The organism is Acinetobacter sp. ACNIH3 (assembly GCF_002918965.1).
GTDB lineage: Bacteria > Pseudomonadota > Gammaproteobacteria > Pseudomonadales > Moraxellaceae > Acinetobacter > Acinetobacter schindleri.
Genome location: NZ_PQLP01000002.1, coordinates 128,249 through 155,165, shown reverse-complemented (window position 1 = coordinate 155,165; position 26,917 = coordinate 128,249). Strand labels below are relative to the sequence as shown.

Annotated in this window: 21 protein-coding genes; 9 read left to right on the top strand and 12 right to left on the bottom strand. The window is 44.9% G+C overall.

Annotated features, from left to right (window positions below; genetic code table 11):
• The first annotated feature begins 179 nt into the window (after positions 1-179).
• Positions 180-1,100, top strand: a complete 921-nt coding sequence (gene omp33-36, locus C3420_RS02125; RefSeq protein WP_048882197.1) for a porin Omp33-36 — start codon at positions 180-182, stop codon at positions 1,098-1,100.
• A 36-nt stretch (positions 1,101-1,136) separates the two neighbouring features.
• On the opposite strand, the gene C3420_RS02120 is transcribed toward omp33-36, so the two are convergent.
• From C3420_RS02120 to C3420_RS02105, 4 genes are all read right to left on the bottom strand, one after another.
• A complete protein-coding gene (locus C3420_RS02120; protein ID WP_048882196.1) occupies positions 1,137-1,844 on the bottom strand; it encodes an ion channel in 708 nt (235 codons plus the stop codon).
• A gap of 355 nt (positions 1,845-2,199) precedes the next feature.
• Entirely contained in the window at positions 2,200-4,161 is a 1,962-nt protein-coding gene (locus C3420_RS02115; RefSeq protein ID WP_103800723.1) for a BCCT family transporter, read from the bottom strand.
• A 324-nt stretch (positions 4,162-4,485) separates the two neighbouring features.
• The gene (locus tag C3420_RS02110) at positions 4,486-6,195 is read right to left on the bottom strand and encodes a cation acetate symporter (protein ID WP_103800722.1); all 1,710 of its coding nucleotides are present in this window, start codon (positions 6,193-6,195) and stop codon (positions 4,486-4,488) included.
• A 1-nt stretch (position 6,196) separates the two neighbouring features.
• On the bottom strand, positions 6,197-6,529 hold the full coding sequence (locus C3420_RS02105; protein WP_004813690.1) for a DUF485 domain-containing protein: 333 nt from the start codon (positions 6,527-6,529) through the stop codon (positions 6,197-6,199).
• Between the two features lie 184 nt (positions 6,530-6,713).
• Here C3420_RS02105 and C3420_RS02100 point away from each other — a divergent pair, with 184 nt between their 5' ends.
• A complete protein-coding gene (locus C3420_RS02100; RefSeq protein WP_103800721.1) occupies positions 6,714-10,205 on the top strand; it encodes a PAS domain-containing hybrid sensor histidine kinase/response regulator in 3,492 nt (1,163 codons plus the stop codon).
• 414 nt (positions 10,206-10,619) lie between these two features.
• Positions 10,620-11,381, top strand: coding sequence for a hypothetical protein (locus C3420_RS02095; protein ID WP_103800720.1), 762 nt, complete (start codon positions 10,620-10,622; stop codon positions 11,379-11,381).
• 63 nt (positions 11,382-11,444) lie between these two features.
• Here C3420_RS02095 and C3420_RS02090 read toward each other — a convergent pair whose 3' ends face one another.
• Complete coding sequence (locus tag C3420_RS02090; protein ID WP_004813697.1) at positions 11,445-12,095, bottom strand: response regulator; 651 nt, start codon at positions 12,093-12,095, stop codon at positions 11,445-11,447.
• A gap of 374 nt (positions 12,096-12,469) precedes the next feature.
• On the opposite strand from C3420_RS02090, the gene msuE reads away from it, so the two are divergent.
• The 4 genes from msuE (at position 12,470) to phrB (ending at position 16,659) form a co-directional block, all read left to right on the top strand.
• A complete protein-coding gene (gene msuE / locus C3420_RS02085) occupies positions 12,470-13,204 on the top strand; it encodes an FMN reductase (RefSeq protein ID WP_103800719.1) in 735 nt (244 codons plus the stop codon).
• A gap of 28 nt (positions 13,205-13,232) precedes the next feature.
• The gene (sfnG, locus tag C3420_RS02080; protein WP_103800718.1) at positions 13,233-14,345 is read left to right on the top strand and encodes a dimethylsulfone monooxygenase SfnG; all 1,113 of its coding nucleotides are present in this window, start codon (positions 13,233-13,235) and stop codon (positions 14,343-14,345) included.
• A 160-nt stretch (positions 14,346-14,505) separates the two neighbouring features.
• Positions 14,506-15,126 (top strand): riboflavin synthase, encoded by a 621-nt coding sequence (locus C3420_RS02075; protein ID WP_017401381.1) that lies wholly within the window; start codon positions 14,506-14,508, stop codon positions 15,124-15,126.
• Between the two features lie 117 nt (positions 15,127-15,243).
• Complete coding sequence (gene phrB / locus C3420_RS02070) at positions 15,244-16,659, top strand: deoxyribodipyrimidine photo-lyase (protein WP_103800717.1); 1,416 nt, start codon at positions 15,244-15,246, stop codon at positions 16,657-16,659.
• A gap of 54 nt (positions 16,660-16,713) precedes the next feature.
• Here the strand turns inward: phrB and C3420_RS02065 are convergent, their stop codons facing one another.
• Both C3420_RS02065 and acs read right to left on the bottom strand, forming a co-directional pair.
• Positions 16,714-17,895 carry an acyl-CoA dehydrogenase family protein gene (locus C3420_RS02065; protein ID WP_103800716.1) on the bottom strand — a complete coding sequence of 394 codons (1,182 nt, stop codon included), beginning with the start codon at positions 17,893-17,895 and terminating at the stop codon, positions 16,714-16,716.
• A 146-nt stretch (positions 17,896-18,041) separates the two neighbouring features.
• Positions 18,042-19,985, bottom strand: coding sequence for an acetate--CoA ligase (acs, locus tag C3420_RS02060; RefSeq protein ID WP_005220600.1), 1,944 nt, complete (start codon positions 19,983-19,985; stop codon positions 18,042-18,044).
• Between the two features lie 252 nt (positions 19,986-20,237).
• Between acs and C3420_RS02055 the strand changes: the two genes are divergently transcribed.
• Both C3420_RS02055 and C3420_RS02050 read left to right on the top strand, forming a co-directional pair.
• Positions 20,238-20,861 carry a DUF805 domain-containing protein gene (locus tag C3420_RS02055; protein WP_103800715.1) on the top strand — a complete coding sequence of 208 codons (624 nt, stop codon included), beginning with the start codon at positions 20,238-20,240 and terminating at the stop codon, positions 20,859-20,861.
• Between the two features lie 106 nt (positions 20,862-20,967).
• Positions 20,968-21,948, top strand: a complete 981-nt coding sequence (locus C3420_RS02050; protein WP_048882189.1) for a mechanosensitive ion channel family protein — start codon at positions 20,968-20,970, stop codon at positions 21,946-21,948.
• Here the strand turns inward: C3420_RS02050 and C3420_RS02045 are convergent.
• The 5 genes from C3420_RS02045 to prfB form a co-directional block, all read right to left on the bottom strand.
• Positions 21,922-22,635, bottom strand: a complete 714-nt coding sequence (locus C3420_RS02045; protein WP_048882188.1) for a 16S rRNA (uracil(1498)-N(3))-methyltransferase — start codon at positions 22,633-22,635, stop codon at positions 21,922-21,924. The two genes, C3420_RS02050 and C3420_RS02045, sit on opposite strands and share 27 nt — an antisense overlap.
• 261 nt (positions 22,636-22,896) lie before the next feature.
• Complete coding sequence (locus C3420_RS02040) at positions 22,897-24,177, bottom strand: 3-deoxy-D-manno-octulosonic acid transferase (protein WP_048882249.1); 1,281 nt, start codon at positions 24,175-24,177, stop codon at positions 22,897-22,899.
• An 80-nt stretch (positions 24,178-24,257) separates the two neighbouring features.
• Positions 24,258-25,343, bottom strand: coding sequence for an alkene reductase (locus C3420_RS02035; protein WP_048882187.1), 1,086 nt, complete (start codon positions 25,341-25,343; stop codon positions 24,258-24,260).
• A 25-nt stretch (positions 25,344-25,368) separates the two neighbouring features.
• On the bottom strand, positions 25,369-25,668 hold the full coding sequence (locus C3420_RS02030; RefSeq protein WP_005180779.1) for an ArsR/SmtB family transcription factor: 300 nt from the start codon (positions 25,666-25,668) through the stop codon (positions 25,369-25,371).
• Between the two features lie 146 nt (positions 25,669-25,814).
• Positions 25,815-26,910 (bottom strand): peptide chain release factor 2 gene (gene prfB / locus C3420_RS02025; RefSeq protein WP_099046667.1). Its coding sequence is split into 2 segments (ribosomal slippage): positions 25,815-26,837 and positions 26,839-26,910, totalling 1,095 coding nucleotides; the frame shifts between segments, so codons are not numbered across the junction.
• Between the last annotated feature and the right edge of the window lie 7 nt (positions 26,911-26,917).

Here is a 26,917-nt window from a genome sequence, read left to right as displayed (position 1 = left end):
TTTGTTCTATCAGTATTTTTTTTAGGACTAAGCAGTTAAATAATAAATTCACAATCTTTACAAAAACATAACAATTAGAAAATTCATATTTATATGATTTTAAAAGGTTTATTGACTTAATAAATTGTTACAATACAATTACCCCTGTTTTACCTCCCTTTTAAAAAACGGTAATAATCATGAAAAAACTAGGTTTAGCCACTGCTTTATTATTAGCGATGACCGGTGCTCAGGCGTATCAATTTGAAGTTCAAGGCCAGTCAGAGTACATCGACAATACGGTAAATGACAAAGACTTCACTGGTGCTGTTCAAGGTACTTACTATCTCAAGGACGTTGATACTTCTAAAGGTCCTTTAGCTGAAGCAGCATTCCTAAACCAAGCTTCTAACGTTTCTTTAGCTTATACATACGGTGAATACGATGTAGCGGCAGATACTCGAGTTTCAGAAGAAGGTGTAAACCAGACTTCTCATACTTTCGGTGCGAAAGGTGAAGTCTACATTCCAACTAAACTTGTTCCAGCATATGCAAGCGCTTCTTATAGCCATACTATTACTGACGGTAAAGATGGCCAAAAGAATGACAATGGCGATCGTTATGCATTAGAAGTGGGTGTATTACCTATTTCTAACTTCCTGGTTGCAGTAGGTTATACAAGTGTTGCTGACCAGACTTCTTACGATGCTTTCAACATGTTTAACAACGGTGTTGCTAAAGCTGCTCTTGAGACGATGACTATCAATGAAGATCAAGATGCAATTACTGCGCGTACTAAATACGTAGGTGCAATCGATGGTACAAATATGTCGATCGGTTTTGAATCTGGTTTAGTTTACGGTGAAGACACTGCTTATAACCTAGGTACAACGCTTTACCTCAACCCTAAACTAAGTGTTGGCGTTTCTTATATGGAATCTAGCTATGCAGGTTCTCCAGATAAAGCTTTAGGTGCGAACGTAAACTACTTCGTTACTCCAGCAGTATCTGTAGGTGCTAGCTATGTTAATGCTAACTACGAAACTAAAAATGCTAATCTGGATCAAGATGTTGCAACAGATACCCAAACTGTGGGCTTGAATGCTAAATTCCGTTTCTAATTTCTGATTAGATTCTGAATACAAAAAAAGGACACTTTATGTGTCCTTTTTTTCTTGCTCTGATTTTCTATGCGGTAAATGAGAAATATATTGCAGCCCTACCAGTCGAGAGACAATCAGTGCCAGATACATCACGCCAAAGAACATCTGGATCATGGTGAGCATTCTGGCAAATGGACTCACTGGCATAGTATCCGCCAATCCTGTCGCGGACTGCACGCTAAAACTCAAGAACAACAAATCTAACCAGGGCTGATAAGCTTGTAGATCTGGATCAGCAAAACTATAGGGAACCAATAACTGACAGATACTATAAAGAAAAGCGAAACCCCAAGCCATCAAAGTAAAGGCTGCGCCTGCCGCAAATAATTCATCTTTGGTCAGGTAACGGTCATGAAACATATAACGCAATAAACCATAGGATGCACTAAAATAAGCACATGCTTCAAAGGCATGGGCGGTAATTAAGACCCAGACTTGTTTCATCCCGAATAAAACCAATGATGAAAAAAATAGCGCACCAACAACGAAACTTAATCCCAATAAGGTAAATACGGGAGTCTGACGAATAACCCTAGCGATCACCAGTAAAACCAATACGCCTAGTACCCAAGTTGCAGCCCGATAAGGTGCGTATTCATAGCTCAGTACTGACAGGATCAGAATGATGAATTGCAGACAAAGCAGCCATGCAGAAGGCAGGCGCTTAAAGGTCGTCCAGCACATTAACAAAGCTTGCTTCATCTAATCCTTCTTCTTCATGACACTACAATCTGCAGTTTTATTGTTATCTGCTCAAACTTAACATGTAATCATGTCATATGCAGAGCAGTGCTTTGTATCAAAATGATGTATTCATTTAAAAATATAAGCAGTTAAATCACATCTAATTTTTTAGTTTATTAATATAGATTTTTACTTCATCCTTTTACGAGCTAATTATCTATATTTTTATTAAAGAATAAATGAAATTTTTATTATTTATAAATAAGTTAAGGGTTCATATCCTTGTTAAATTTTAAGATAATCCGAATAAAAAAGGACACAATATGCATCCTTTTTTATTCGGTTTATTAGGTTAATTAAGCGATAGCACCACTTAGCGCACCCTGCTCAAGAAGTGTAGATGCCGTTCATACTGATCCAAAATATCCTGCAAAAGATCTTCCCGGGTCCATTCCATCACATCATAGTTTTGCCCACCTTCATTGAGGAAGACTTCAGCCTGAAAATATTGTCCTGCATCTTCATCCTGAGATGGCATAAAACTTGGCGGTAAGATCTGGCGTGCAACCACTGCATAAACGAAATTCGCTTCATCCTGATGATCTACTCGTAAGCAAAGTCCCTGCTCTATTTCATCAATGATGACGGCATGATGACGGCGTTGAAACTCTTTCTGAATACTTAAAAATGCCTGTCTGACTTCCGACTGGATATACGCTGTCACTTCCTGTTCATTATGAGCATAATGCATGATGAGTCCCAAACGCTGCTGCCAGCTACGCGGATTATGAATTGCTCGTGGTGTAATTCGGGCTTCTTGTAATGCATGCATTTTGGTGACTTCCAGCCGCAGTGCTTTGATCAGCCCCCAACTAATCACCAACATGATCAAGGTAAAAGGCAAAGCACTCAACATGGTGGCCGATTGCAATGCAGCCAGGCCACCTGCATATAACAGCACAATTGCCAGTAAAGCCATGATCACTGTCCAGAACAGACGCTGCCAGGTCGGAGACTGATCAGATTTCGCAGTCAGATAATCGGTAACCAGTGCACCAGAGTCAGCCGAAGTGACGAAAAATAACATCACCAAGAATGTGGCGACTACACTCATCACTGCCGAGAAAGGCATCCCCTGCAGAAATTCAAACAGTGCCACAGATGAGTCACGCTGTACTGCCTGCATCAGGTTAATATTCGCTTCATGCAAAATGCTGTAAAGCGCAGCATTGCCCATAAAACCCATCCAGATCAGGGTAAAGCCGGTTGGAATCAGTAAAACGCCCACGATAAATTCGCGAACCGTTCGACCTCGAGATACCCGGGCAATGAACATCCCGACAAATGGTGACCAGGAAATCCACCAGGCCCAGTACATAATGGTCCATCCGCCAATCCAGCCATTAGGCTGATAGGCATACAGATTAAAGGTCATACTGAATAGACCAGACACATACTGTCCGACGTTTTGAATAGTCGTTTGCAGCAGATAAATAGTCGGTCCTGCCAGAAAGACAAAAAGTAATAGTCCCAAAGCCAAAACCAGATTCAGTTCGGATAGGCGCTTAATCCCTTTATCCAGACCAAAAAATACCGAGAGTGAAGCCATCGCACTGACAATAATAATCAGGATGACTTGTACTCCAGTACTTTGCTCAATGCCAAACAGATAGTTCAGACCAGAATTGATCTGTGTTACCCCGAAACCCAAAGTGGTGGCGACACCAAATACGGTTCCAATCGTTGCGAAGATATCGACACCATCCCCGATCGGGCCGTAAATTCGCTTGCCAATTAAAGGATAAAGTGCAGAGCGGATTTTCAAGGGCAGCTGATGCCGATAGGCAAAATAAGCCAAGGATAATCCGACCAGTGTATAGATCGCCCAGGCATGGAGTCCCCAGTGAAAGAAAGTTACACGCATGGCCTGCTGTGCCGCCTGAATAGTTTCCGGTTCACCCGATGGCGGAGTGACATAGTGCATTACCGGTTCAGCAACACCGAAGAACATCAGCCCAATGCCCATGCCGGCAGTAAACAGCATGGCAAACCAGGAGGTATTGTTATAATCCGGCATACTATGGTCCGGACCAAGCTTAATCCTGCCCATGTCCGATAGTGCAATAAAAATCAGCAGAATCAGGAAAATTGCAACAGAGAGTACATAGAACCAGCTAAAAGAGGTCGTCACCCACTGGTTCAGTTGCTGCGTCATCAGTTCAAACGAATTAGGTGCCAGGACCACCATTAAAAGAAATAGTCCAATGATGATGACAGTTGTTAAAAACACACGAGGATTCACATTGGAATACCAGGATGTGGTTCTGGAAGACATATCCACTCCATTTTTGCTTTTTATTAATCAGACCAGATCGGTCCCACATACATTACTCAAAAAAACCTGAATAAAAAAATGTATTTCGATCACATATCGAAACTTAAGTAAAATGATAAGTTATTGTTCTTATTCGCTTGGTTGTACTCCTGTGTTCTTCTCGTAACATGTCATAGAAAAGACTTGATCTTCTATTTTTTCCAAAATTTCGAAATCCAGCTATGCAATAAAGGGACGGAAAAGATGAACTTCCTTATGAGCGTCGGGATCTACAGGTAATAAAAAAGTCCCTTGCGGGACTTTTTTATAGGTGATCAAATCATCTTAGTGATCAGAGGCACCTGAGATACCAATACCTGTTTGTGAACGTACAAACTGTGCATCGAATGCTTTGCGTTCCGCTTGCGCTTGTGCAGAGTTATCTGTCACAGAGAACAACCAGCAGAAGAAGAATGCTAAAGGCATCGCAAATAATGCAGGACCATTGTATGGATTAATTGGTGTATCAGAAATACCCAATGTATCTACCCAAACTGCTTTAGACAGTACGATAAGTACCACTGCTAATACTAAACCTACAAGACCACCTGCTACTGCGCCACGAGTTGTTAAACCTTTCCAGAACATGGAAAGTACAAGTACTGGGAAGTTTGCACATGCAGCCACAGAGAAAGCTAGACCAACCATGAAGGCAACGTTTTGCTTCTCGAACAGGATACCCAAAATCATGGCAAAGATTGCAAGACCTAAAGTCGCAATTTTAGACATACGCAGTTCAGATTCAGGTGTGGTTTGACCTTTCTTAAATACGTTGGCATACAAGTCGTGTGAGATTGCTGAAGCGCCAGACAAGGTCAAACCAGCAACTACCGCAAGAATTGTTGCGAATGCTACTGCCGAGATGAAGCCCATGAACAAGTCACCGCCAACAGCATCAGACAAGTGAACTGCAGCCATGTTGTTACCACCAACCAGCTCTAGTTTGCCAGTCATAGCCATTTTCGCTACATCTAGGAATTGCGGGTTATTCGATACATATAGAATCGCACCGAAACCGATGATGAAGGTTAACAGGTAAAAATAACCAATAAAGCCTGTCGCCACGACCACCGATTTACGTGCTTCTTTGGCATCTTTTACTGTGAAGAAGCGCATCAGGATATGTGGCAGACCTGCTGTACCAAACATCAAGGCAAGACCAAGAGAGATAGCATCGACCGGGTTAGACGCCAAGCTACCCGGACCCATGATTTTGGCTGCATCAGCCAAGCTCAAATCATGCACTTTTGAATAAACACCAATCGCCTGTTCAAACATATTGGTAAAACTGAAGCCCACGCCTTTCATTACCATGAAAGCCATGAAGGTCGCACCAGATAACAGCATTACGGCCTTGATGATCTGCACCCAAGTCGTTGCCAACATGCCACCAAACATCACGTAAGCCATCATCAGTAAACCAACAATAACAACTGCAATGTTATAGTTCAGACCGAATAGAAGCTTGATCAGCTGACCTGCACCCACCATTTGTGCAATCAAGTAGAACGCTACTACAACCAAGGAGCTTAATGCAGCCAAAGTACGCACCGGTTTTTCCTGTAAACGGAAAGAGACGACATCTGACAAGTTGAATTTACCCAGGTTACGCAGACGTTCTGCCACCAGGAACAATACAATCGGCCAACCCACCATAAAGCCTAGAGAATATAGTAAGCCGTCAAAACCTGACAGGAAGACCATTGCGGAAATACCGAGGAAGGATGCAGCTGACATAAAGTCACCGGCAATTGCCAGACCATTCTGAAAACCTGATATCCCGCCACCCGCAGTATAGAAATCATTGGTACTGGTGGTTTGTTTTGCTGCCCATTTGGTAATGAAAAGCGTTGCGCCTACGAAAATCACGAACATGATAATCGCGTGCCAATTCGTGGCTTGTTGTTCAGCTGCACCTAAATCAGGTCCTGCAACTGCCATACCAGACATCAATAATGTTGATGCCGCAAGTGCTTTAAATGAATTCCATTTCATCTTAGTGCAGCCCTTTTTCATGAGTGATTGCTTCAACTTCGCGCATTGCTTCTTCGTTCAGTTGATCAAGTTGGTTATTGGCAATGTAGGAATACACACCACATAAAACAAAAGACAATACGATAATGCCAAGTCCTAATGGAATCCCCCAAGTCGTCACACCACCTGAGACTGAACTCATTAGAAATTCTTTGTTATAACCAACCAAGAGCATGAAACCCACGTATACAAACAACATGATTGCCGTAAGTGTCCAGCTAAGACGACTTTTTTTGGCGACCATTTCCTTGAATTTGGGATTTTGTAGAATCTGTTCTACTTGTCTCTCATCCATAAATATTCTCCTTGCTATGCCCAACCTTAGGCATCCATTTTTTAATTCGAATTATCACCTGTACAAATTAACAAGCTTTATAGGTGGTTGTAATTTAGACTTTGGTCGTTAAAAAATAAGCAATTTGAACGCCTGCGTTCATGATGCTGTATTATAGCCGCATGCTCAGTACACTTCAGGCAATATGAACAGTTGGCTCATCATAGGGGTGCTCACCCTCTATATCGCATTACTCTTTGTTTGTGCATTTTTCGGGGAGAAACACGCCAGTCGTCTCAGCACTCGTGGACGCATGCTATTGTTTAGCTTAACTTTAGGTGTCTACTGTTCTTCCTGGACCTTTTATGGAGCAACAGGTGCTGCAGTACGTGAAGGGATTATTTTCCTACCTATCTACCTCGGCCCACTGCTTTTTGTCGCGATTGGTTATGACATCTGGCGCCGGTTGGGACGAGTACGTCAGCACCATGCCATTTCCTCGATCGCAGATTTTGTCGCGGCACGTTATGGTAAAAGTGGACCACTGGCTTCACTGGTTACCATTCTGGCAGTCATCGCGATTATTCCCTATCTGGCCTTGCAATTGCGTGCGATTGCCCTGAGTGCATCCGTGATTCTGGAGCCTTCAGCGGGAATCGCCAGCACTACCAATAGTGTACTGTTCCTGACCGGAGTTCTGGCTATCCTGGCCATGATTTTCGGTACGCGACAGATTGCCAATACCGAACAGCATGGCGGTCTGATGCTGGCAGTCGCCTTTGAATCTTTCGTTAAGCTGTTTGCATTACTGGCAGTTGCTGGTTTCTTCATGTTTGCTGCACCGGAAAATTTGTCACAGATTGCGGGTGATATCAAAACCACCTTCCATGAAGTGCAGCTGTTTGGCGTGCCAGAAAGTTTCTGGGTACAAACCCTACTCGCGGCATTGGCGATTATCTGTTTGCCGCGTCAGTTCCACGTGGCCGTGGTTGAACTGCGCGATGAAAAGCATATCCGTGGCGCCCGCCGCTGGTTTGCAGTCTATCTGATTCTGACCACCATCGCGATCATTCCAATTGCCAGTTGGGCACTACATGCGGCACCACATTATCTGGCGATTCCAGATGTAGCAGTACTGTCTTTACCTCTGAGCTATAACCAGGACTGGCTGACCCTATTAGCCTTCCTCGGAGGATTCTCGGCATCCACCGGGATGTTATTGGTGTCTTCCGTTGCCTTATCGATCATGCTGAGTAATGACTTGATCATGCCGGCGCTGTGGCGTTTTAATCTGATTTCACGCCATGACAAACGTCTGCCACTGGTACTGAAATTTACCCGACGCATCTCTATCTTAGCTGTAATGCTGATGGGCTTCCTGTTCTTCAATTTCTTTAATGATATTGATCAGCTTTCTATCTTCGGTCTGCTGGCCTTTAGTGCGGTGGCACAGTTTGCCCCTGCCCTGATTGGTGGTCTGTACTGGCGGGGTGGCAGTAAACAGGGTGTCTATGCCGGCTTGCTGACCGGTTTTGCTTTGTGGGCTTATACCTTACTGTTCCCGACTATTCTGCGTAGCCTGCCCGAAACATATCAGCAGTTTAGCCACAACTTTCTCAATTATGGTCCACTGGCGCTCAACTGGCTTCGTCCTGAAGCATTACTGGGTTTTGAATCCTTTGATTCCTTGACTCATGGCGTGGTGTGGTCACTCGGTCTCAATTTACTGCTCTACATTTGGGTGTCACGCATCTTCCGCCCAAGTGTGGCAGAGCAGATTCAGGCGGAAAGTTTCTTCTATTATGAAACAAAGCCACTTCCTTCACAGAGCCCAACCACTGAGGTGAGCTATTCCCATCAGGATGTGGCCCGTTTAAAAGTCGGTGACCTGATTACCCTGGCCAAACGCATTACCGGTGAAGAACCTACCACGCGTGCGTTCAAGCAGTTCTGTACCCAGAATAATGTCGAGCTGAATGAAAATAGCAGTGCCAATGGCATGTGGTGGCGCTTTACCGAGCAATATCTGGCTGGCACAATCGGTGCTGCCTCAGCGCGTACCTTATTGACCACTGCGATGGTAAATAACGGTCTGGCTCTTGGTCAGGTCGCCAATATTCTTGACCAAGCTTCCCAGTGGCAGCGCTTTAACCAGAACCTGATCATGACCATGATCGACCATATGACCCAAGGTGTCAGTGTCGTCGATGAAAACATGTGCCTGGTAGCCTGGAACAACCAGTATCTGAAGCTGTTTGATTATCCAAAAGATATTGTCTATGTTGGTTGCCCGATCGCTGACCTAATTCGTTATAACGCCGAGCGCGGTGAATGTGGGCCGGGTTCGGTCGAAGAACATGTGCGTAAACGGATTCACTGGATGCAGGTTGGTAGTGCACATGAATTCGAACGGATCCGTAAAGATGGCCGTGTGATTCAGATGCGTGGTAATCCGATTGAAGGCGGTGGTTTTGTTACGACCTTTGCGGATATTACCGCCTTCCGTGAAAATGAAGCCGTACTGGAAGCACGTGTGCGTGATCGTACCCAGCAGCTTGCGGATGCCTTGTCCGAACAGCAACTGGCACGTGAACAGGCAGACAAGGCGAATATGTCCAAAAGCCGCTTTATTGCAGCAGCCAGTCATGACCTGTTGCAGCCGATGCATGCAGCACGTCTGTTCAGTACGGCACTGGAACAAAGTGTACAAAGCGAAGAAGATCGCAAGACCTTACAGCAGCTGGACCGTGCCTTGTATGGTGCAGAAAGCATGCTCTCTGCCCTGCTGGATATTGCCCGTCTGGAAGGTGGAACGATTCAGCCGAAGCGTCAAGCCTATCCATTGCATGATCTGCTCAGCGATCTGGAATTACAGTTTAAATCCATCGCAGCACAGCGTGGCATCAAGTTCAGTGTGCATGATGCGCAGTTCTGGATTGATACTGATCCACAATGGATTCGCCGGATTATCCAGAACTTTGTCAGCAATGCACTCCGTTATACTGCCAGCGGTAAAGTGATTGTGGGTGTACTGCGCTCCAGCAGCAAACCGAATCATATCCGTATTGGCGTATGGGATACCGGACCGGGTATTGCTGAAGAACAGCGGATCAAGCTGTTCCAGGAATTTGAGCGCTGTGGTCATACCTCTCCGTGGGGTGAACAAGGTTTGGGGCTGGGTCTGGCGATTGTGCAGCGTATGACCAGCATGCTGGACTATCCGGTACACGTCTACTCTGAATATGGCAAAGGCTCCTGCTTCATGATTGAAGTACCGCTCACTGAGGCACCAAAAGTTGTGGCGGCTCCAGTACAGGCAGTACCGCTGAAGTCCAAAGCCTTTAAAGTGCTGTGTCTGGACAATGATGAAACCATTCTGGAAGGTATGTCGACCTTGCTGACCAAATGGGGATATCAGGTATTTAAAGCTACAGAGCCTGAACAGGCACAGGAGATGATTGAACAGGAAAATATTCAGGTCTGGCTGGTGGATCAGCATTTGAATCATGACCAACGCGGCCTGGACTTTATCGTAGATAATCGTAAGCCAAATGTACCGGTTGCCTTGATCACTGCGGATTCTGATCCTGAACTGCCACAGCAGCTTAAGGAACTGAATATTGTGCTGCTGAAAAAACCGCTGAAACCTGCTTCATTACGTTCATGGTTATCGGGTTTAAAAATCTCAGACAGTTAAGTAGTTATGGTTTCGATAAGTGCCTGCTTTACTGTATAAAGCAGGCACTTTTTATGTTAAATGTCACAAAAAATTTCAATATTTGCATGATTTTTAAGCGCATGTGCCAAAAATATCAGAATCAGGCTAAAAATCCTTACATCAATTGACCAAAAATATCATTTTAAAAATCGCTATGGCAAAACTTCACCATTCCTGACGTGAACCTGTGTGTACTTGGTTACAATATTGTAAGTTATTATTTTATATAGACTAATATAGGATTAATTTGATGGTTTGAACTTTAGTCGTATTTTTTCATGCCCCTATTTCGCTCTAAAAATATGACTTAGAAACGATCAGTATCTATTCATGCCTATATTCTTCATCCGCATGTCAGCTGATCATTTATTACTGCATAAAGGATGACTAATCATGAGCTTAGACACTACTACTGAGATCAATCAGAACCGACAGTTTCATCGTCAATACGGTGCCAATGCCATGCTGCCGGCAATCGACTGGAATAATCTGTTTAAATACAGCAAACTTGATCCTGCTCAAATTGAAGCGCTAGAAACCCTGTATCAATCTGCAGTTCCTCTCGCCCTACAGGTATTTGAAGAACTGCACTTTGATGTGTTTGAGCCTTTTGCCTATAAGCCGCAAGGCCTGGGGCTGTTCGAGCGTCTGGCAGAGCAGGAATCGAAGCTGATTCAGTCTCTGGAAACCGAAGCTGCAGATTTAAGTGAAGATACCCGTCATCAGATCTGGAGCATGTTATTGCGCGGTGGTGCGGTACTGGTATTTAAAGCATGGCTGGCCAAGGTTAAAACTGGTGATGACCAGCTGGACACCTCACAGTTTGATGAACTTTCTGAGCTGCTCTTTATTAAAACCTCGCCAATTGAGCTGGCAGAGCGCCTACGCGTCGATCCAAAGTCAGAACAGGATCATATTTTCCTGATGTATGGCAATGATGTTTACCTGGATCGCTTTAACAGCCTGGAAACGGCTGCGCTGTTTGTCGATCTGGGTGTGTATGATGCAGCTTTTCTAAGTCTGCGTGACGACCGTGTTGCTGAATACCTGATGTCAAAAGGCTATGTGACTCAGGAGCAGATTGATGAACTGCAATGTGCCTTGAACCCGCTGTTCTGTGCTGACCTTACGCCAAAACAGGACTGTATTGCCTAAAAGTAGATATTCAGACCATAAAAAAAGACCTCTGCGGAGGTCTTTTTTGGTGCTTCGAAAAGCTTAAATTTTCTTTTCTTCAATATTCAGCGCATTGATCGCCAAGACAGCCTGGGTACGGTTTTGTACGCCAAGCTTACGGAAGATCGCAGTCACGTGGGCTTTAATGGTTGCTTCCGATACATCCAGTTCATAAGCAATCTGCTTGTTCAGCAAACCTTCTGCTACCATCATCAATACGCGGAACTGTTGTGGGGTCAAAGACTGAATACGTTCAGCCAGTGCAGTTTCATCAGCCGCACGTGGATCGAAGTTCATATTAGCGGGCAGATTTGGCGGTAACCAGATTTCGCCTTCCAGTACTTCACGAATCGCTTCACCAATATGGCTTGGATGTGCTGATTTTGGAATATAACCCATCGCACCATGTGCAATTGCGCGTTGAATGATGCTAACTTCTTCGTGAGCCGATACCACAATAATTGGAAGCGAAGGATATTGGGCACGAACATGCACCAATGCAGAAAAGCCGGAAGCACCCGGTAAATTCAGATCCAGCAGCACAAGATCAGGTTCAGGACCATTTTCCAGGCGTTCATAAAATTCATTGACTGCTGCAGTTTCATGAATTTGTGCTTGCGGTAAGCTATAACGAACGGCTTGAATTAAAGCATGACGAAACAGTGGATGATCATCAACGATTAAAATATTCATAGGACGTGAGAGAGATCTTGTGCACGGTAGCTTATATTCTACCTGTAGTCGGTAGGTCAGCGATATGCAAGACTGTACAATTTTTAAAAATAATATCCAGTTTCTTTACATAAACTCTAGAATATCGGTATTTCACTAATTATTTAATTCTCATCATTTTTTTGTATATACATTATCAGCTGACTAAAATGCTTATTCTTATTCAATATAAGTCAAAATATCAATGTATTAGTTGCGATTCGCTTTCCAAAAAGCAAATATTTCAGTTATATCTCAAATTTAGATAACTTTTCAGCTTTTCCTTATTTTACACCCATGAGCGCATTTTGGATTAATAGGCTCATTCCGAGACTAACCCGTTTTTAGGTTCCAAAATGTCAAATCAAGATCTACAAAAGCCGCTCAATATCGTTGCCGTTTCTGGTGGTTTAAATCATCCTTCTAAAACTGAAGCGCTGGTACAAACGATTATTGATGAGCTGGGTGAAGCCACACCTATCAATGTACATTTCATTAAATTCAGTGAAATTGGTCAGTTACTGGGTGGCGCAATCTACCGTAACCAGTTACCGCAACGCGTTCAGGATGATTTGGCAGCTGTAGAAGCAGCGGATGCACTGATCGTCGGTACTCCAGTTTACCGTGCCTCTTTCACTGGCCTGTTCAAACACTTCTTCGACTTTGTAGAGCAAACGGCACTGGTGGATGTTCCTGTCCTGTTAGCAGCATCCGGTGGCAGTGACCGTCATGCACTGGTGCTTGAACATCAATTACGTCCATTATTCAGCTTCTTTCAGGCACAAACATTACCAATTGGTGTGTACGCAACGGATCGTGACTTCACACCTGAATATACCATTCACAGCGAACTGCTTCGCGCACGTATCACACTGGCTGTCGCACGTGCATTACCAATCCTGGAATGGACACCCGCCAAAGGTCAACGTGCTGAAGTGATTAAAGAAAAGTCTCAACAAGCCAACCAGAACCTGGGTATCAATAAACAGATCGAACAGGAAGAAGTGCTGCCTTCAGCAGCAGTGCCTAGCCTGGATGCAGCAGAGTCCCGCTTACACAGCAAAAAAGCACCAAAAACTCAAGTTGCTTAACGAAGAACTTCTTTAGAGGGTGAGAAGAATGTCAAATAACAAACATATTACTTTTGCATATTGGGTTCCAAATGTGAGCGGTGGTCTGGTGGTGAGTAACATCGAGCAGCGTACCGACTGGAGCTATGACTATAATGTACGTCTGGCACAGACAGCGGAAAAAGCTGGCTTTGACTATGCCCTGACCCAGATCCGTTTTACTGCAGGCTATAACGCAGAAAATCAGCATGAATCAGTCAGTTTTAGCCACGGTATTCTGGCCAAGACTGAACGTTTGAAAGTCATCGCTGCGATTCTGCCAGGTCCATGGAAACCTGCGCTGGCTGCTAAACAGCTGGCAACCATCGATCACCTGACCAATGGCCGTATTGCAATTAATGTAGTCAGTGGCTGGTTCCGCGGCGAGTTTGATGCAATTGGTGAAGAATGGCTGGAGCATGACCAGCGCTATGCCCGTTCGGAAGAGTTTATCCGTAGCCTGAAAGGGGTCTGGACCCAAGATCATTTCAGTTTTGATGGCAAGTATTACCAGTTTAATGACTATAGCTTGAGTCCAAAGCCGGTACAGAAACCGCATATTGAAATTTTCCAGGGGGGCAGCTCCCGCGCTGCACGCGATATGGCTTCGCGTGTATCCGACTGGTACTTTACCAATGGCAACACACCTGAAGAACTGAAAAAACAGATTGATGATATCCGGGAAAAGGCCAAAGCCAACAATCACCAGGTGAAAATCGGTGTGAATGCCTTCGTTATTGCGCGCGATACTGAGGAAGAAGCACAAGCAGTACTGCAGGAAATCGTTGCCAAGGCCAATGTCCAGGCAGTGAGATCTTTTAGTGATGCAACGCGGGAAGCAGGTGCAGCAACCGCAGAAGGTGAAGGTAACTGGGCCAAGTCTACTTTTGAAGATCTGGTTCAATACAATGACGGCTTCCGTACCAACCTGATTGGTACACCGCAGCAAATTGCTGAACGCATCATCGAACTGAAAAAAGTCGGTGTGGACCTAATTCTGTCTGGCTTCCTGCACTTTATTGAAGAAGTTGAATATTTTGGCCAAAAGGTCTTGCCTTTGGTCCGTGAACTTGAAGCACAACAGGCAACAGCTGTGCAACAAGAAGACGCTGAGCTCGTATAAGTATTCTAACAAATCTCAGCGCTTTCCATTCACTCCCCTAAGGCTCGGCTTAGGGGATTTTTTTATCTGGGCAGAAAACCAGGCAGTACAGTACAACGCTAGCCGGATTCTGTATTCCTCCCTACAATGTGATGCAATTGCAAGAATAGATGTTTTAACTATGTATACCGGTATTGTCCAAGGCCTGGAAAAGGTCGTCGAAATTCGCAAAGGCGATGGCTTTGTTACGATCATTGTCAGTGATCAGCAAGGTTTCTTTGCAGATGTGTTTATTGGTGCCAGTGTCGCAGTAAATGGTGTATGCCTGACCGTGACCACGATTGACCGTGAACAGCAACAGATTCATTTTGATATTTCTAATGTCACGCTTGAACTCACCACCTTAAAATCGCTTAAAGTCGGTGATGAAGTGAATATTGAACGTTCAGCAAAAGTGGGTGCGGAAAATGGCGGTCATAATCTGTACGGACATATTGAAGGCACAGCTCAAGTCACTCAGATCGAGCGTCGCGGTGAAACCTTGCATATCGACCTGCAGATTCCAGCTGGCAATATCAAATACTTTTTCCTAAAAGGTTTTATCGGACTGAATGGCTGCAGCCTAACGGTGAACTATGTTGATCGTGTCAAAAGTGAGATTTCGATTGACCTGATTCCAGAAACCCTACGCCTAACGACCTGGAAATCTGTTCAGGTTGGTGATGAAGTGAATTATGAAATTGACCAGATGACCCGAACTCTGGTAGATACGCTGGAAAATATCCATCTCGCCAAAGGCTAATACCTTCAGAGCTGATAGTGACAAACTTCAGCTCCTATCACGTTAATATTTCTCTACTATTTCTGTTTGATCAGATTATCTAGAATGCATGGCATCTTATTGATTTAGAAAACTATCATGCATCTGATCTGGTTCCGGAACGACTTACGCCTTCATGACCACGCTGCCTTATGGCATGCAGCACAAAGCAGGCAATGTCTGGCGCTGGTCATCCTGTCACCTGAACAATGGCAACTGCATCAGGATGCACCGATCAAGATCGACTTCTATCTGCGCCGGCTAAAAATCGTGAAACAGCAGCTAGAAGCATTGAATATCCCTCTTCTGATTTTAAATATTCCGCTCTGGCCAGATATTCCAGAGCAACTTTTGGCACTATGCCAGCAATTTCAAATCAGTACCGTGTACTACAATATCGAAACCGGGCTTAATGAGCAGCAGCGTGATCAGGCTGTCGAGCAATTATTGCAACAGCATCAGATTAGTTGTGAATACTATGAAGATCGTACCCTGTTTCCTTTAGGTTCGATCCGCAATCAGAGCCAGCAGCCTTATCAGGTGTTTAGTGCATTTAAAAAGAAATGCTATGAACGACTGCTTATCGATGTGCCTTCCTGTTATCCAGATATTGAAGCACAGCCTAAGTTACAACTCGATCTTTCTCAGTTTAATTTTAATTTGGATAAATTTTCTAAGGCTTATCGGCCAGAAACAGCCAACCCGTATTGGCCAGTTGAAGATAAACACGCCTTTGAATTACTGAATGAATTTATCGCAGACCGGCTAAAGGATTATAAAACCGATCGGGATTTTCCAGCGATCGATGGTACCAGCCAGTTATCGCCGTATTTAAATATCGGTATTCTTTCAATCCGGGAGTGTGTGCAGGCTTTATTCACCTCTTCTCAAGGTTATTTCCAGCTTGAAGATGTCGGTCAGCAGACCTGGCTGGATGAACTGCTCTGGCGTGAATTTTACCAGCATACCCTGCACGATTTTCCTAAAGTGTCCAGACATCAGCCATTTAAGGAAAATACCAAGGCGATAGAATGGCGTGATGCTCCAGAAGATTTAGCTGCCTGGCAGCAAGGCCGGACGGGGATTCCGATTGTTGATGCTGGTATGCGCCAGCTGCTGGCAACGGGCTGGATGCATAACCGGGTACGTATGATTACTGCAATGTTTCTGAGCAAAAACCTGTTGATCGACTGGCGGCTGGGCGAAGCCTGGTTTATGCAACATCTGATTGATGGTGACCTAGCTGCTAACAATGGCGGCTGGCAATGGTGTGCCTCGACCGGCATGGATGCAGCACCTTATTTCCGGATTTTTAATCCGGTGAATCAGTCACAGTGTTTCGATCCCAACGGCGACTATATCCGTGAATGGGTTCCAGAACTGGCACATCTGGATGCTAAAACCATTCATGAACCTTATGCCAAAAATCCAGATTTAGGGCTGGATTATCCAAAACCGATTGTCGATTTAAAACAGTCCCGCGTCCGGGCAATTGAAGTATTTAAACAAATTTAAGTCAAACTACTAACCAATAAAAAGCCTCCAAATGGAGGCTTTTTAAAAGATGAATCAAGAATAAAAACTTGGATCAGGCACTTTACCCGTCAGTACCCATTCACCTACTTCCTGATATTTATAATCCACCGGATCATGCAGGGTCTGAGTGCGTACATTGCGCCAGAAACGGTCCAGATTTAGCTTGGCTGTCGTTGCTCGTGCGCCCATGACCTGGAAAATATTCTGGGTAATATACAGTGAAGTATTAGTTGCAGCGATTTTTGCGGTGGCAATGGCAATAGATACTTCACCACGCTCTTCAACTGTTAGATCAGGGCCAACATTCCAAGCCTTTTGCAAAGTCTGAATGGCTTTATTTGCCAATAGACGTACACCTTCTAGCTGTACATAAAAATCGGCAAAATGCTTCTGGGTAAAGGGATCATTGACTGCGTTTTCAACCAGTGATTTCGACCAGGCTTTCTGACTTTGTACAGTCTGCTTGGCTACTTCAAAGGTCCCTTCCGCTACACCGAGGAACATATGCACAAAAATCAGCTGGGCAATCAATGGACGCAGGCTGGAATATGGTGTACTCAATGGCCCTGGATTCAATAACAGCTCATCTTTATGAATTTTCACCTGTTCAAAATGACTGGTCCCACTGTCGGTTTGACGCTGGCCCATATTGTTCCAGTCACCCAGGAAGCTGACGCCTTCACGCTGGGTTGGAATTACGCCAATCAGTAGTTGGCCCTCTTCGTTATAACCTGAACAGAGCAGGATGTCTGAGTCGATTGAACCGGAACAGAAGCTCTTGTCTCCATGGAAAATATATTCTTGGTCAGAAGTTTTACTAACTTTCGTACGGCGATCCAGCGGGTTTAAGGTATTGCCCCAGAATAGGTTTTTACGTGCAGTCTGTTCAAACCATAAGCCATATTGTTCCGGCTGTGAGAACAGCTGTACCGTCGCAATCAGTAAATGATGAAAGCCATAAACATGTGCCAGTGAACTGTCTACGCGTGCAATTGCCTGAATGGTCTGAAAAATTGTCTGCCAGTCTGCACCCTGCCCGCCATATTGCTTTGGAATAGACAACCCCAGCAAGCCACTGTCACGAATCAGGTCGCGTTGCTGCTTGGGATTGCCACCCTGTTTATCACGTTCAGCTGCGCTCAAGGCAAATTGATCTGCCAGAGACTGAGCAATATCAAGCGGAGATTGATTCAGGTATTGTTGTCGCACATTCATTCTTTTGTACTCATTTTAGCTATCTACAGCATGCCAGAAGCTTAACAGATCAAACTCGGAGCCCATATCCGAAAGCATGCAGAGCTTATCAGTGATATAAAAATACCGGCTAAAGAAAGCCGGTATTCTCTTGATTTTATAAAAATTTAAGCGGTTCTTTGCACTTCGGCAATCAGGTTATCCACCACCTGTGGTTCGGCTAAAGTTGAAGTATCACCTAAGCTATCCAGTTCATTCGCTGCAATTTTTCTCAAGATACGGCGCATGATTTTACCAGAGCGGGTTTTCGGTAATGCCGGCGCCCAGTGCAGTGCATCTGGCGTCGCGACTGGTCCAAGAATCTTGCGCACCCAGGCCACCAGTTCAGCACGCAGTTCTTCCGTACTCTCGGTTCCTGCCTGCAGAGTCACGAAAGCACAGATACCCTGACCTTTAATATCATGCGGCATACCCACGACTGCAGCTTCAGCTACAGACTCATGTGCCACCAACGCACTTTCAATTTCAGCTGTTCCCAGACGATGACCTGACACATTCAGCACGTCATCGACACGACCGGTAATCCAGTAATAGCCATCTTCATCCCGACGCGCACCATCACCCGTGAAATAGGTGCCCGGATAAGTCGAGAAATAAGCCTCGATAAAGCGTTCCGGATCACCCCAGATGGTGCGCATCTGACCTGGCCAGGAATCTTTGATCACCAGATTACCTTCCACTGCACCTTCCATCTCTTTGCCTTCAGCATCAACAATCGCTGGCTGCACACCAAAGAATGGCCGGGTTGCAGAGCCCGGTTTCAGATCGGTCGCACCCGGTAATGGGGTAATCATGAAACCACCGGTTTCGGTTTGCCACCAGGTATCCACGATTGGACAGCGACTTTCACCTACCACACTGTAGTACCAGTTCCAGGCTTCCGGATTAATCGGTTCCCCGACTGAACCGAGCAGGCGCAGGCTGCTGCGGTCACTTTCACGGACAAAGGCATCCCCTTCACGCATCATGGCGCGAATCGCAGTGGGTGCGGTATAGAGAATAGTGACATTGTGTTTGTCCACGATATGCCCGGTGCGTGCCCAGCTTGGATATTGCGGAACCCCTTCAAACATGACTGTGGTGGTACCATTCGACAATGGACCATACAGTACATAGGAATGACCCGTAATCCAGCCCACATCAGCGGTACACCAGAACACGTCATCCTGCTTGATGTCGAAAACTTCGCGGAAGCTAGAGTTCACATACGTCAGATAACCACCGGTGGTATGCAGTACCCCTTTTGGCTTGCCTGTTGAGCCTGATGTATACAGAATAAACAGTGGATCTTCTGCATTCATGGGTTCAGGTGGGCAGATCTCATTGACTGTCATGATTTCCATGTGATACCACAGATCCCGACCTTCTTTCATTTCGATCGGATTACCCGTGCGATGCACCACCATGACATGCTCTACTGATTCAGTACCAGCAATTTTCAGGGCTTCATCTACATTGGCTTTCAGTGGAATGGGCTTGCCGCCACGCATACCGGAGTCAGCCGTGATGACCATTTTCGCCTGACTGTCCTCAATACGGCTAGCCAGCGAGTCTGGCGAGAAACCGCCAAATACCACGCAATGTACTGCGCCGATACGGGCACAGGCCAGCATGGCAATCGCAGCTTCAGAGACCATTGGCATGTACAGCACCACACGGTCACCTTTCTTGATGCCATTTTTTTTCAGAACATTGGCAAAGCGGCAGGTTTCATCATACAGCTCATGAAAAGAGATAATCTTGTGACGGGATGGGTGATCGCCTTCCCAGATAATTGCCGGCTTATAAGGATGCTCTTTTAGATGGCGGTCCAGACAGTTGGCACTGACATTCAGCTGGCCATCAGCAAACCATTCGATCTTGAAATTATCTTTGTCGAAGCTGGTATCTTTAACTTTGGTAAATGGCTTGATCCAGTCAAGGCGCTGGGCTTGCTCGGCCCAAAATTCATCCGGTTCTTCAATAGAGCGCTGATAGCGTTCGAAATATTCAGCCTCGGTGGTCCGTGCGGTTTTTTTAAATTCTGCTGGTACAGGATAGATCTCTTTCATTATTTACTTCCTTGATCTTATTCCCTCTCATCACGAGAGGTTGATGCCACGTTATTGATTGTTTTTTATGCATAGCTCAGTATGAACGGCTTATCTCAAATTGGACAATCATGCTTTGGTCGTATTCTGATCAATTCATTTAAAACATAGGTTTACAGGTGAATCCAATACATTCCTGTCTAGTTTTCGTATCTCACCATTCCGTTTAATCTTATAATAGTGTTGAATTTTTATACTTCCTTACAGGCAAACATGTTTGCCTGTTTTCAATTACTTGAACTGGCTCAGCCCATGAACTCTAAAGATACTTCGCCATTCTTCTCCCGCTCTCCGGTACCTTCCAATGATAATCCGCTATCTCTTGAAGGGCGCTTTGGCCGGCTCAGCTTTATTGGCTGGTACGCTTTCCTGCATATCATTTTTTTCTTTGCTTCGATTGCCCTCAGTCTGGTCAGCGGTATTTTCAGCCTGACCACCTTGTCTCTGGATAATCAGCAGTTTGTTGATGCACTGACTGGTTTGGCTGGCTTGGGCTATCTGCTGTTGGTTGTGTTCTATCTGTATTTCTATATTGTGGTAGTGGCACGCCGCCTGCATGACCTAAACAAATCTGGCTGGCTGATGCTGCTGATGCTAGTGCCGGTGGTTAATATTTTATTTATTTTCTATCTGCTGCTGGCAAGAGGCACAGCAGGACATAACCGCTTTGGTGCACCGCGACCAACTGCAGTCTGGGAAAAAATTCTGGCCTGGCTGATGATACTATTGACCGTGTTAAGTCTATTTGCTGCTAGCAGCATGGTATCCTTTATGATGGGAAGTGGTGAGCTAGAAAGTCCACAGGAAGTGATCCAGCAAGGGACAGAATATTTTTAAGCTTATGTTAAATTTTGCTATCACCCGCAAGGGCTATGCAACTTTCTATTAAGTTCAATGTAAAAATCAGGCAAAATAATGCGATTTTTTTATAATCGGGATACTCGTGGCTGAAAAAGACAATGCTCTAAGCCAAGTGACTGAAGAGACCACTGAGCTGTTGCATCAAGCAACTGAAAAAACTGCTCAGACCGTCATTGAGCACACGGCTAAATATAATGATGCGTATTCAACCGTCGATAAATTTATTGAGGCGTTTTGGGAGCGCCTGCCTTATATCTGTATCGCACTGGTAGTTTTCAGTATCTTTTACCTGCTTTCGAAACTGTTCAAGTTTTTTGTACGTAAAGCGATTGGTGAACGGAGTTACAGTAAACAGAACCTAGTATTGGTACTTAACCGTGTCGGTACATCTGCAATTCTTTTTATTGGCTTCCTGATTGCCATGGTCATTGCCATTCCAGGCTTTACACCCGGGCAGCTGATGAGTGCCTTGGGGATTGGTTCGGTGGCGATCGGTTTCGCCTTCAAGGATATTTTCCAGAACCTGTTGTCCGGCGTGCTAATTCTGCTCGGTGAACCGTTTAAAATTGGCGATGACATTATTGTCTCAGGCATGGAGGGTACGGTAGAAGATATCCAGATCCGTGCAACTTTCCTGCGCTCACCCGATGGCCGCCGTATTGTGATTCCAAATGCAACGGTATATACCAGTGCCGTGACGGTAAATACGGCTTATCCGCGCCGCCGCTGTCAGTTTGTGGTTGGAATTGGCTATGAAGATGATGTGCAGAAAGCCAAGAGTATCATTATGGCAATTCTGGACAAGGATCAGTTGATCCTCAGCCAGCCTGCTTTTAATGTCAATGTGACTCAACTGGCTGACTTCTCGATTAATCTGACAGTAACCTGGTGGGTCGATACCCAGGAAAATTCGACAGGTAATTCAATCAGTACCGTTCAGGAACATGTGATTGAAGCCTTCGCGGAACATGGCATTTCAATTCCTTACCCTGTACAAGAAGTAAAAGTGTACCGTGGTGAAAATATTGAAGATGCTTCAGGCCGTGCTAAACAGTCGACCTAAGACATAAGGGATTACTGTTTCAGTACGGATAATACGGTTGCCAAGGCTCACAGCTTGGCAACCGTTTTTTATAAGTAGATCTATTTCATAAGGAATAAAACCGCCTTCTGGTCCAATCACCACCGTACACCGATGCTCAATTGCAAAAGGCATTTTGCTTTCAGCATAAGGATGCGCCACATAACCCGGGCAATCTGTACTAATCAAGGTCGGTAGTACATCTTCTACAAAGGGCTTAAAACGTTTATAGAGTTCAATTTTCGGCGCAATCGTATCCCCGGCCTGTTCCAGTCCCAGCTCTATATAATGATCTAACTGTTGTAAAAATGGAGTTTGCCAATAGCTTTTATCAACCCGATAGCTATGCAGCAGAATGATCTTCTCCACCCCAAGTGTCACCGCATCCATTATCAGACGACGCAGTACCTTTGGACGTGGTAAAGCCACAATCATCGTCACTGGCAACTTCGCAGGCACAGCTTCTTCTTTTAAGGGTTTCAGACGAACTATTTTTTCTGTAATTTCGATAATTTCTGTGAGATACCGTTTCCCTTCACGGATACCCACTTTTAGCGTATCACCGACTTGAATGTCCAAATGTGTCTGCAAATGTTCCAATTGGCGTTTGGCACTGATCGTCCAAATCTCAGATTGGGTTTGACGAGGATCAAGTAGGACGATGTTCATAACTAAAAACCAATCAAAAGATTTAATTCAGTAACGCATTGTCTGCACGACAATCATCAGCACAACAATGAGTCATATAGGAATAACAACTCGCCATTGGCATTCGTGACAGGTGACATGGATGTCACCCGTTTGATTAGGGTACATGGATGTATCCTCAATCAAACAAAAGATTTTTGCTAATTTTCATCTCTGAAAAGTAGGTCATCTCTACAATTAAACTTTTAGTAGTAAACCGATATATGCGAGTGTGGTGCAGTTTTACAAATACTGATCTATTACTGCAATATGCTTGGCAAGCGAACCCTGATTCTGCTGCATAATCTTTTGTGCTGCGGTATTTAAACTTTCTGCCTTGGAGGAATTATTTAGAATCTTCAGCAAAGTTGTAGCTGCCTGCTGAACATTCTCTACCACTTCTACAGCTTGAGCTTCAACAAACTCATCGACAATGGTCTGGAAGTTAAAATAATTCTTACCCAGAATCGTAGGTACATTTAGTGCAATCGGCTCCAGAATATTATGTCCACCACCTGGCTCATTTAAAGAACCACCGACATAGCAGACTTGGCTAAGTGCATACCACAGCCACATCTCACCCATTGAATCTGCCAGATAAATCTGGGTATCCGCTTCAATTTTCTGTTCCAAACTACGGCGTTGGGTGGTTAAGTTGAGAGCCTGCGCGGCCTGAAACACTTCATCAAAACGTTCCGGATGACGTGGCACCACAATACACAGTAAGTTTGGATCAGTATCTAGAGCTGCTTTTAATTCGGCCATCAGCTGCTGCTCTTCCGGTGCATGGGTACTGGCCAAGGTAATGATCTTACGGCCTTGTAAAGTCCATTCCCGTTTTAACTCACTCGCACGCTCAATAAACTGCTGTGGTGCCGTGATATCAAACTTGATATTGCCTAAAACCTGGGTTTTTTTAGTTTCGATGCCTAAATCAATATAACGTTGTTGGGTTGCAAGATCTTGAGCCAATAGCTGCTGCATTGCGTTCAGCATGCCACAGGTTAGCCCTTTGACCTTGCCATAACCTTGAGCTGATTTTTCTGAAAGACGGGCATTCAGCAACAGACAGGGCACCTTATAATTCTTTGCCTGATCAATGAGGTTTGGCCAGAGCTCGGTCTCCATCAATAATAGCAATTTAGGCTGATATTTCTGATAAAAATCCCGAATCAGATGTTTTTGATCGGCAGGTAAATAAACTGCCTGAAATAAATTTAAATAAGGTTCTTTAAGAAAAAGAGATTTAGCGCGTGCCTGACCTGTTTTAGTGGTATTGGTCACCAGCACCGGATGGCCTGATTTTAAATAATATTCAATCAGTGGCTGTGCCGCATTGGTTTCTCCAACCGAAACCACATGAAACCAGATGGCATGTTTGTTTTTGGGGGTCTGAAACGGACCAAAACGCTCAAGCAATTCCTGTTGTAGTTGTTCAGGACTTTCCGCACGCTTGCGAATACGTGACTGATATAAAGGCTTGATCAGTGTCAGTGCCGCGTTGTACCAAAAAGGAGTAGCCAAATGTTGCCCCGAAATTGAGTGAATCGGCAAAATATAACAGAGCCACATCGACATGTTAACCGATGTGGCTCATTTTCAGATTATTCTATTGTGCTTAAAACTTTTACTTCTGCCAAAGTCGGGTAATCAATATAACCCTCAGCCGCCTGACTGCCGATCATATTTTCCAGTTTTAGCTCGTTCAGCGGTGCATCTTGCAACAGACGCTCGTATAGGTCCGGATTGGCAATATAGGCCTTACCAAAAGAGACCGCATCTGCTTTACCTGAGGCTAAAAGTTCAATAGCATCCTCACGGCTCAAGCGCATGTTGGCAATATACGGCACGCCACCTGAACGCTGTTTCATATATTCAGAAATGCTGTCTTCAGCCAGATATTCACGGGTAAAGAAAAACGCGATTTGACGTTTGCCCAGCTGCTCCATCGCATAACCAAATGTTTCACGTGGATCATCATCACCCATGTCATGCTCGTCACCACGTGGTGCCAGATGCACACCAACACGATCTGCGCCCCAGACTTCGATCAAGGCATCCACCACTTCCAGCAGGAAACGAGCCCGGTTTTCAACGGAACCACCGTATTCATCATCACGCTTGTTGGTCTTGGTTTGCAGGAACTGGTCAATCAGATAACCATTGGCGCCATGCAACTCTACTCCATCAAAACCGGCGTCTTTGGCACGAATAGCAGCCTGCTTATATTGCTCGGTAATGGCATGAATTTCTGAGATTTCCAGCGGACGTGGAAGAACATAAGGGCGCTTAGGACGTAACAGGCTGACGTGACCGGCTTGTTGTACTGAACTTGCAGATACCGGTGTTTCACCATTTAACAGCTCTGGATCAGAAACACGCCCCACATGCCATAGTTGGGCAACGATTAAACCACCCTTCTCATGTACAGCATTGGTTACCAGTTTCCAGCCTTCAACCTGTGCATCTGTAAATAGACCAGGTGTATTGCGGTAACCATTGGCTTCTTCAGAAATGACAGTCGCTTCAGAAATGATCAGGCCTGCACTTGCACGTTGGGCATAGTACTCAGCCATCATCGCGGTTGGGACACGCTCATCGGTTGCACGACTACGGGTTAAAGGTGCCATGATGACACGGTTTTTTAATTCAAGCGCACCCAGTTTCAGGGGGGTATTTAATTCAGCCATACTGACTCCGACCTCCAGATCTATTTTAGAGGTGTTGTTGTAGATGTTCGATGTACTGCTGAATCAAAGCTTCGTTGCGGGAGAAATATGACCATTGCCCATGTTTAGTGGCAGTAATTAATCCCGCCTGCTGTAACACGGACAAATGATTGGACATGGTGGACTGCGAGACTTGCCCTAATTTTTCAATCTGGCCCGCACAAACACCACGCTGAAAGCCGCCACATTCTTCGGCAGACAAAAACTGCTCTGGTGTTTTTAACCATTCCAGAATTTGTCGGCGTGTGGGATTTGCCAGTGCTTTAAAGATCAGATCAAAGTCCATAGTCACATCACATAGTCGTGCGCAACAAAGCTGATTGCAGCATTTATCCCAGTATATCGTATTTTTTCGATTTATATATCGAATATTTTAGATATAAGAGTCACAAACTGTATCTGCTTTGCTACGCAGAGAGTTAAAAGGTCTGTTTACAGGCCTTGTTTTAAGCTTGCTTCAATAAATTTATCCAGATCACCATCCAGAACTGCACCTGTATTTGAATTTTCAACACCAGTACGTAAGTCTTTGATACGTGAGTCATCCAGTACATAAGAACGGATCTGGCTACCCCAACCAATGTCAGACTTCGAGTCTTCTAATGCTTGAGCCGCTTCATTACGTTTGCTCATTTCCAGTTCATAGAGTTTTGCACGTAACTGTTTCCAGGCATGGTCACGGTTGGCATGTTGTGAACGCTGGTTCTGACAGGCCACCACAATACCGGTTGGAATATGAGTCAGACGTACCGCAGAGTCAGTTTTGTTAATGTGCTGACCACCGGCACCCGAGGCACGGTAAGTATCTGTACGAACATCTGAAGGATTGATTTCAATCTCAATATTGTCATCTACTTCAGGCGATACAAACACTGCAGAGAATGAGGTATGACGGCGGTTACCCGAGTCAAATGGTGATTTACGTACTAGACGGTGTACACCTGATTCGGTACGTAACCAGCCATAGGCATACTCACCTTCTACACGGATCGTAGCAGACTTGATCCCGGCTACATCACCGTCAGACTCTTCCATCACTTCTGCTTTAAAACCATGACGTTCAATCCAGCGCATGTACATACGCAGCAGCATCGATGCCCAGTCTTGTGCTTCTGTACCACCTGAACCTGCCTGAATTTCCACATAGCATGGATTTGGATCCATTGGATTACTGAACATACGACGGAATTCAAGCTTTGCCAGCTCTTCTTCTGCTGTTGTTAATTCTGCCTGAACATCTTCAAGCATGGCTTCTTCATCGGCTTCTACAGCCAGATCAAGCATGGCTTGTGCATCTTCAAGCTGATTCGCCAGACCATCCAGTACATTCAGTACATTCTCAAGCTCGCCTTTTTCTTTGGCCATAGCCTGCGCACGGTTCTGATCATTCCAGATGGCTGGATCTTCTAATTCACGGAGAACCTCTTCCAAACGCTCTTTTTTCAGATCGTAGTCAAAGATACCCCCGTAGTGTTTGACCACGTTCGTTCAAGTCTTTTAGCTGGAGTAGATAAGGATTAATTTCCACGTGAATT

What these genes read in the sequence shown, in the direction of transcription:
- omp33-36 (WP_048882197.1), top strand. Translation starts at nt 180, where the DNA reads ATGAAAAAACTAGGTTTAGCCACTGCTTTATTATTAGCGATGACCGGT.
- C3420_RS02120 (WP_048882196.1), bottom strand. Translation starts at nt 1,844, where the DNA reads ATGAAGCAAGCTTTGTTAATGTGCTGGACGACCTTTAAGCGCCTGCCT.
- C3420_RS02115 (WP_103800723.1), bottom strand. Translation starts at nt 4,161, where the DNA reads ATGTCTTCCAGAACCACATCCTGGTATTCCAATGTGAATCCTCGTGTG.
- C3420_RS02110 (WP_103800722.1), bottom strand. Translation starts at nt 6,195, where the DNA reads ATGAAATGGAATTCATTTAAAGCACTTGCGGCATCAACATTATTGATG.
- C3420_RS02105 (WP_004813690.1), bottom strand. Translation starts at nt 6,529, where the DNA reads ATGGATGAGAGACAAGTAGAACAGATTCTACAAAATCCCAAATTCAAG.
- C3420_RS02100 (WP_103800721.1), top strand. Translation starts at nt 6,714, where the DNA reads ATGAACAGTTGGCTCATCATAGGGGTGCTCACCCTCTATATCGCATTA.
- C3420_RS02095 (WP_103800720.1), top strand. Translation starts at nt 10,620, where the DNA reads ATGAGCTTAGACACTACTACTGAGATCAATCAGAACCGACAGTTTCAT.
- C3420_RS02090 (WP_004813697.1), bottom strand. Translation starts at nt 12,095, where the DNA reads ATGAATATTTTAATCGTTGATGATCATCCACTGTTTCGTCATGCTTTA.
- msuE (WP_103800719.1), top strand. Translation starts at nt 12,470, where the DNA reads ATGTCAAATCAAGATCTACAAAAGCCGCTCAATATCGTTGCCGTTTCT.
- sfnG (WP_103800718.1), top strand. Translation starts at nt 13,233, where the DNA reads ATGTCAAATAACAAACATATTACTTTTGCATATTGGGTTCCAAATGTG.
- C3420_RS02075 (WP_017401381.1), top strand. Translation starts at nt 14,506, where the DNA reads ATGTATACCGGTATTGTCCAAGGCCTGGAAAAGGTCGTCGAAATTCGC.
- phrB (WP_103800717.1), top strand. Translation starts at nt 15,244, where the DNA reads ATGCATCTGATCTGGTTCCGGAACGACTTACGCCTTCATGACCACGCT.
- C3420_RS02065 (WP_103800716.1), bottom strand. Translation starts at nt 17,895, where the DNA reads ATGAATGTGCGACAACAATACCTGAATCAATCTCCGCTTGATATTGCT.
- acs (WP_005220600.1), bottom strand. Translation starts at nt 19,985, where the DNA reads ATGAAAGAGATCTATCCTGTACCAGCAGAATTTAAAAAAACCGCACGG.
- C3420_RS02055 (WP_103800715.1), top strand. Translation starts at nt 20,238, where the DNA reads ATGTTTGCCTGTTTTCAATTACTTGAACTGGCTCAGCCCATGAACTCT.
- C3420_RS02045 (WP_048882188.1), bottom strand. Translation starts at nt 22,635, where the DNA reads ATGAACATCGTCCTACTTGATCCTCGTCAAACCCAATCTGAGATTTGG.
- C3420_RS02035 (WP_048882187.1), bottom strand. Translation starts at nt 25,343, where the DNA reads ATGGCTGAATTAAATACCCCCCTGAAACTGGGTGCGCTTGAATTAAAA.
- C3420_RS02030 (WP_005180779.1), bottom strand. Translation starts at nt 25,668, where the DNA reads ATGGACTTTGATCTGATCTTTAAAGCACTGGCAAATCCCACACGCCGA.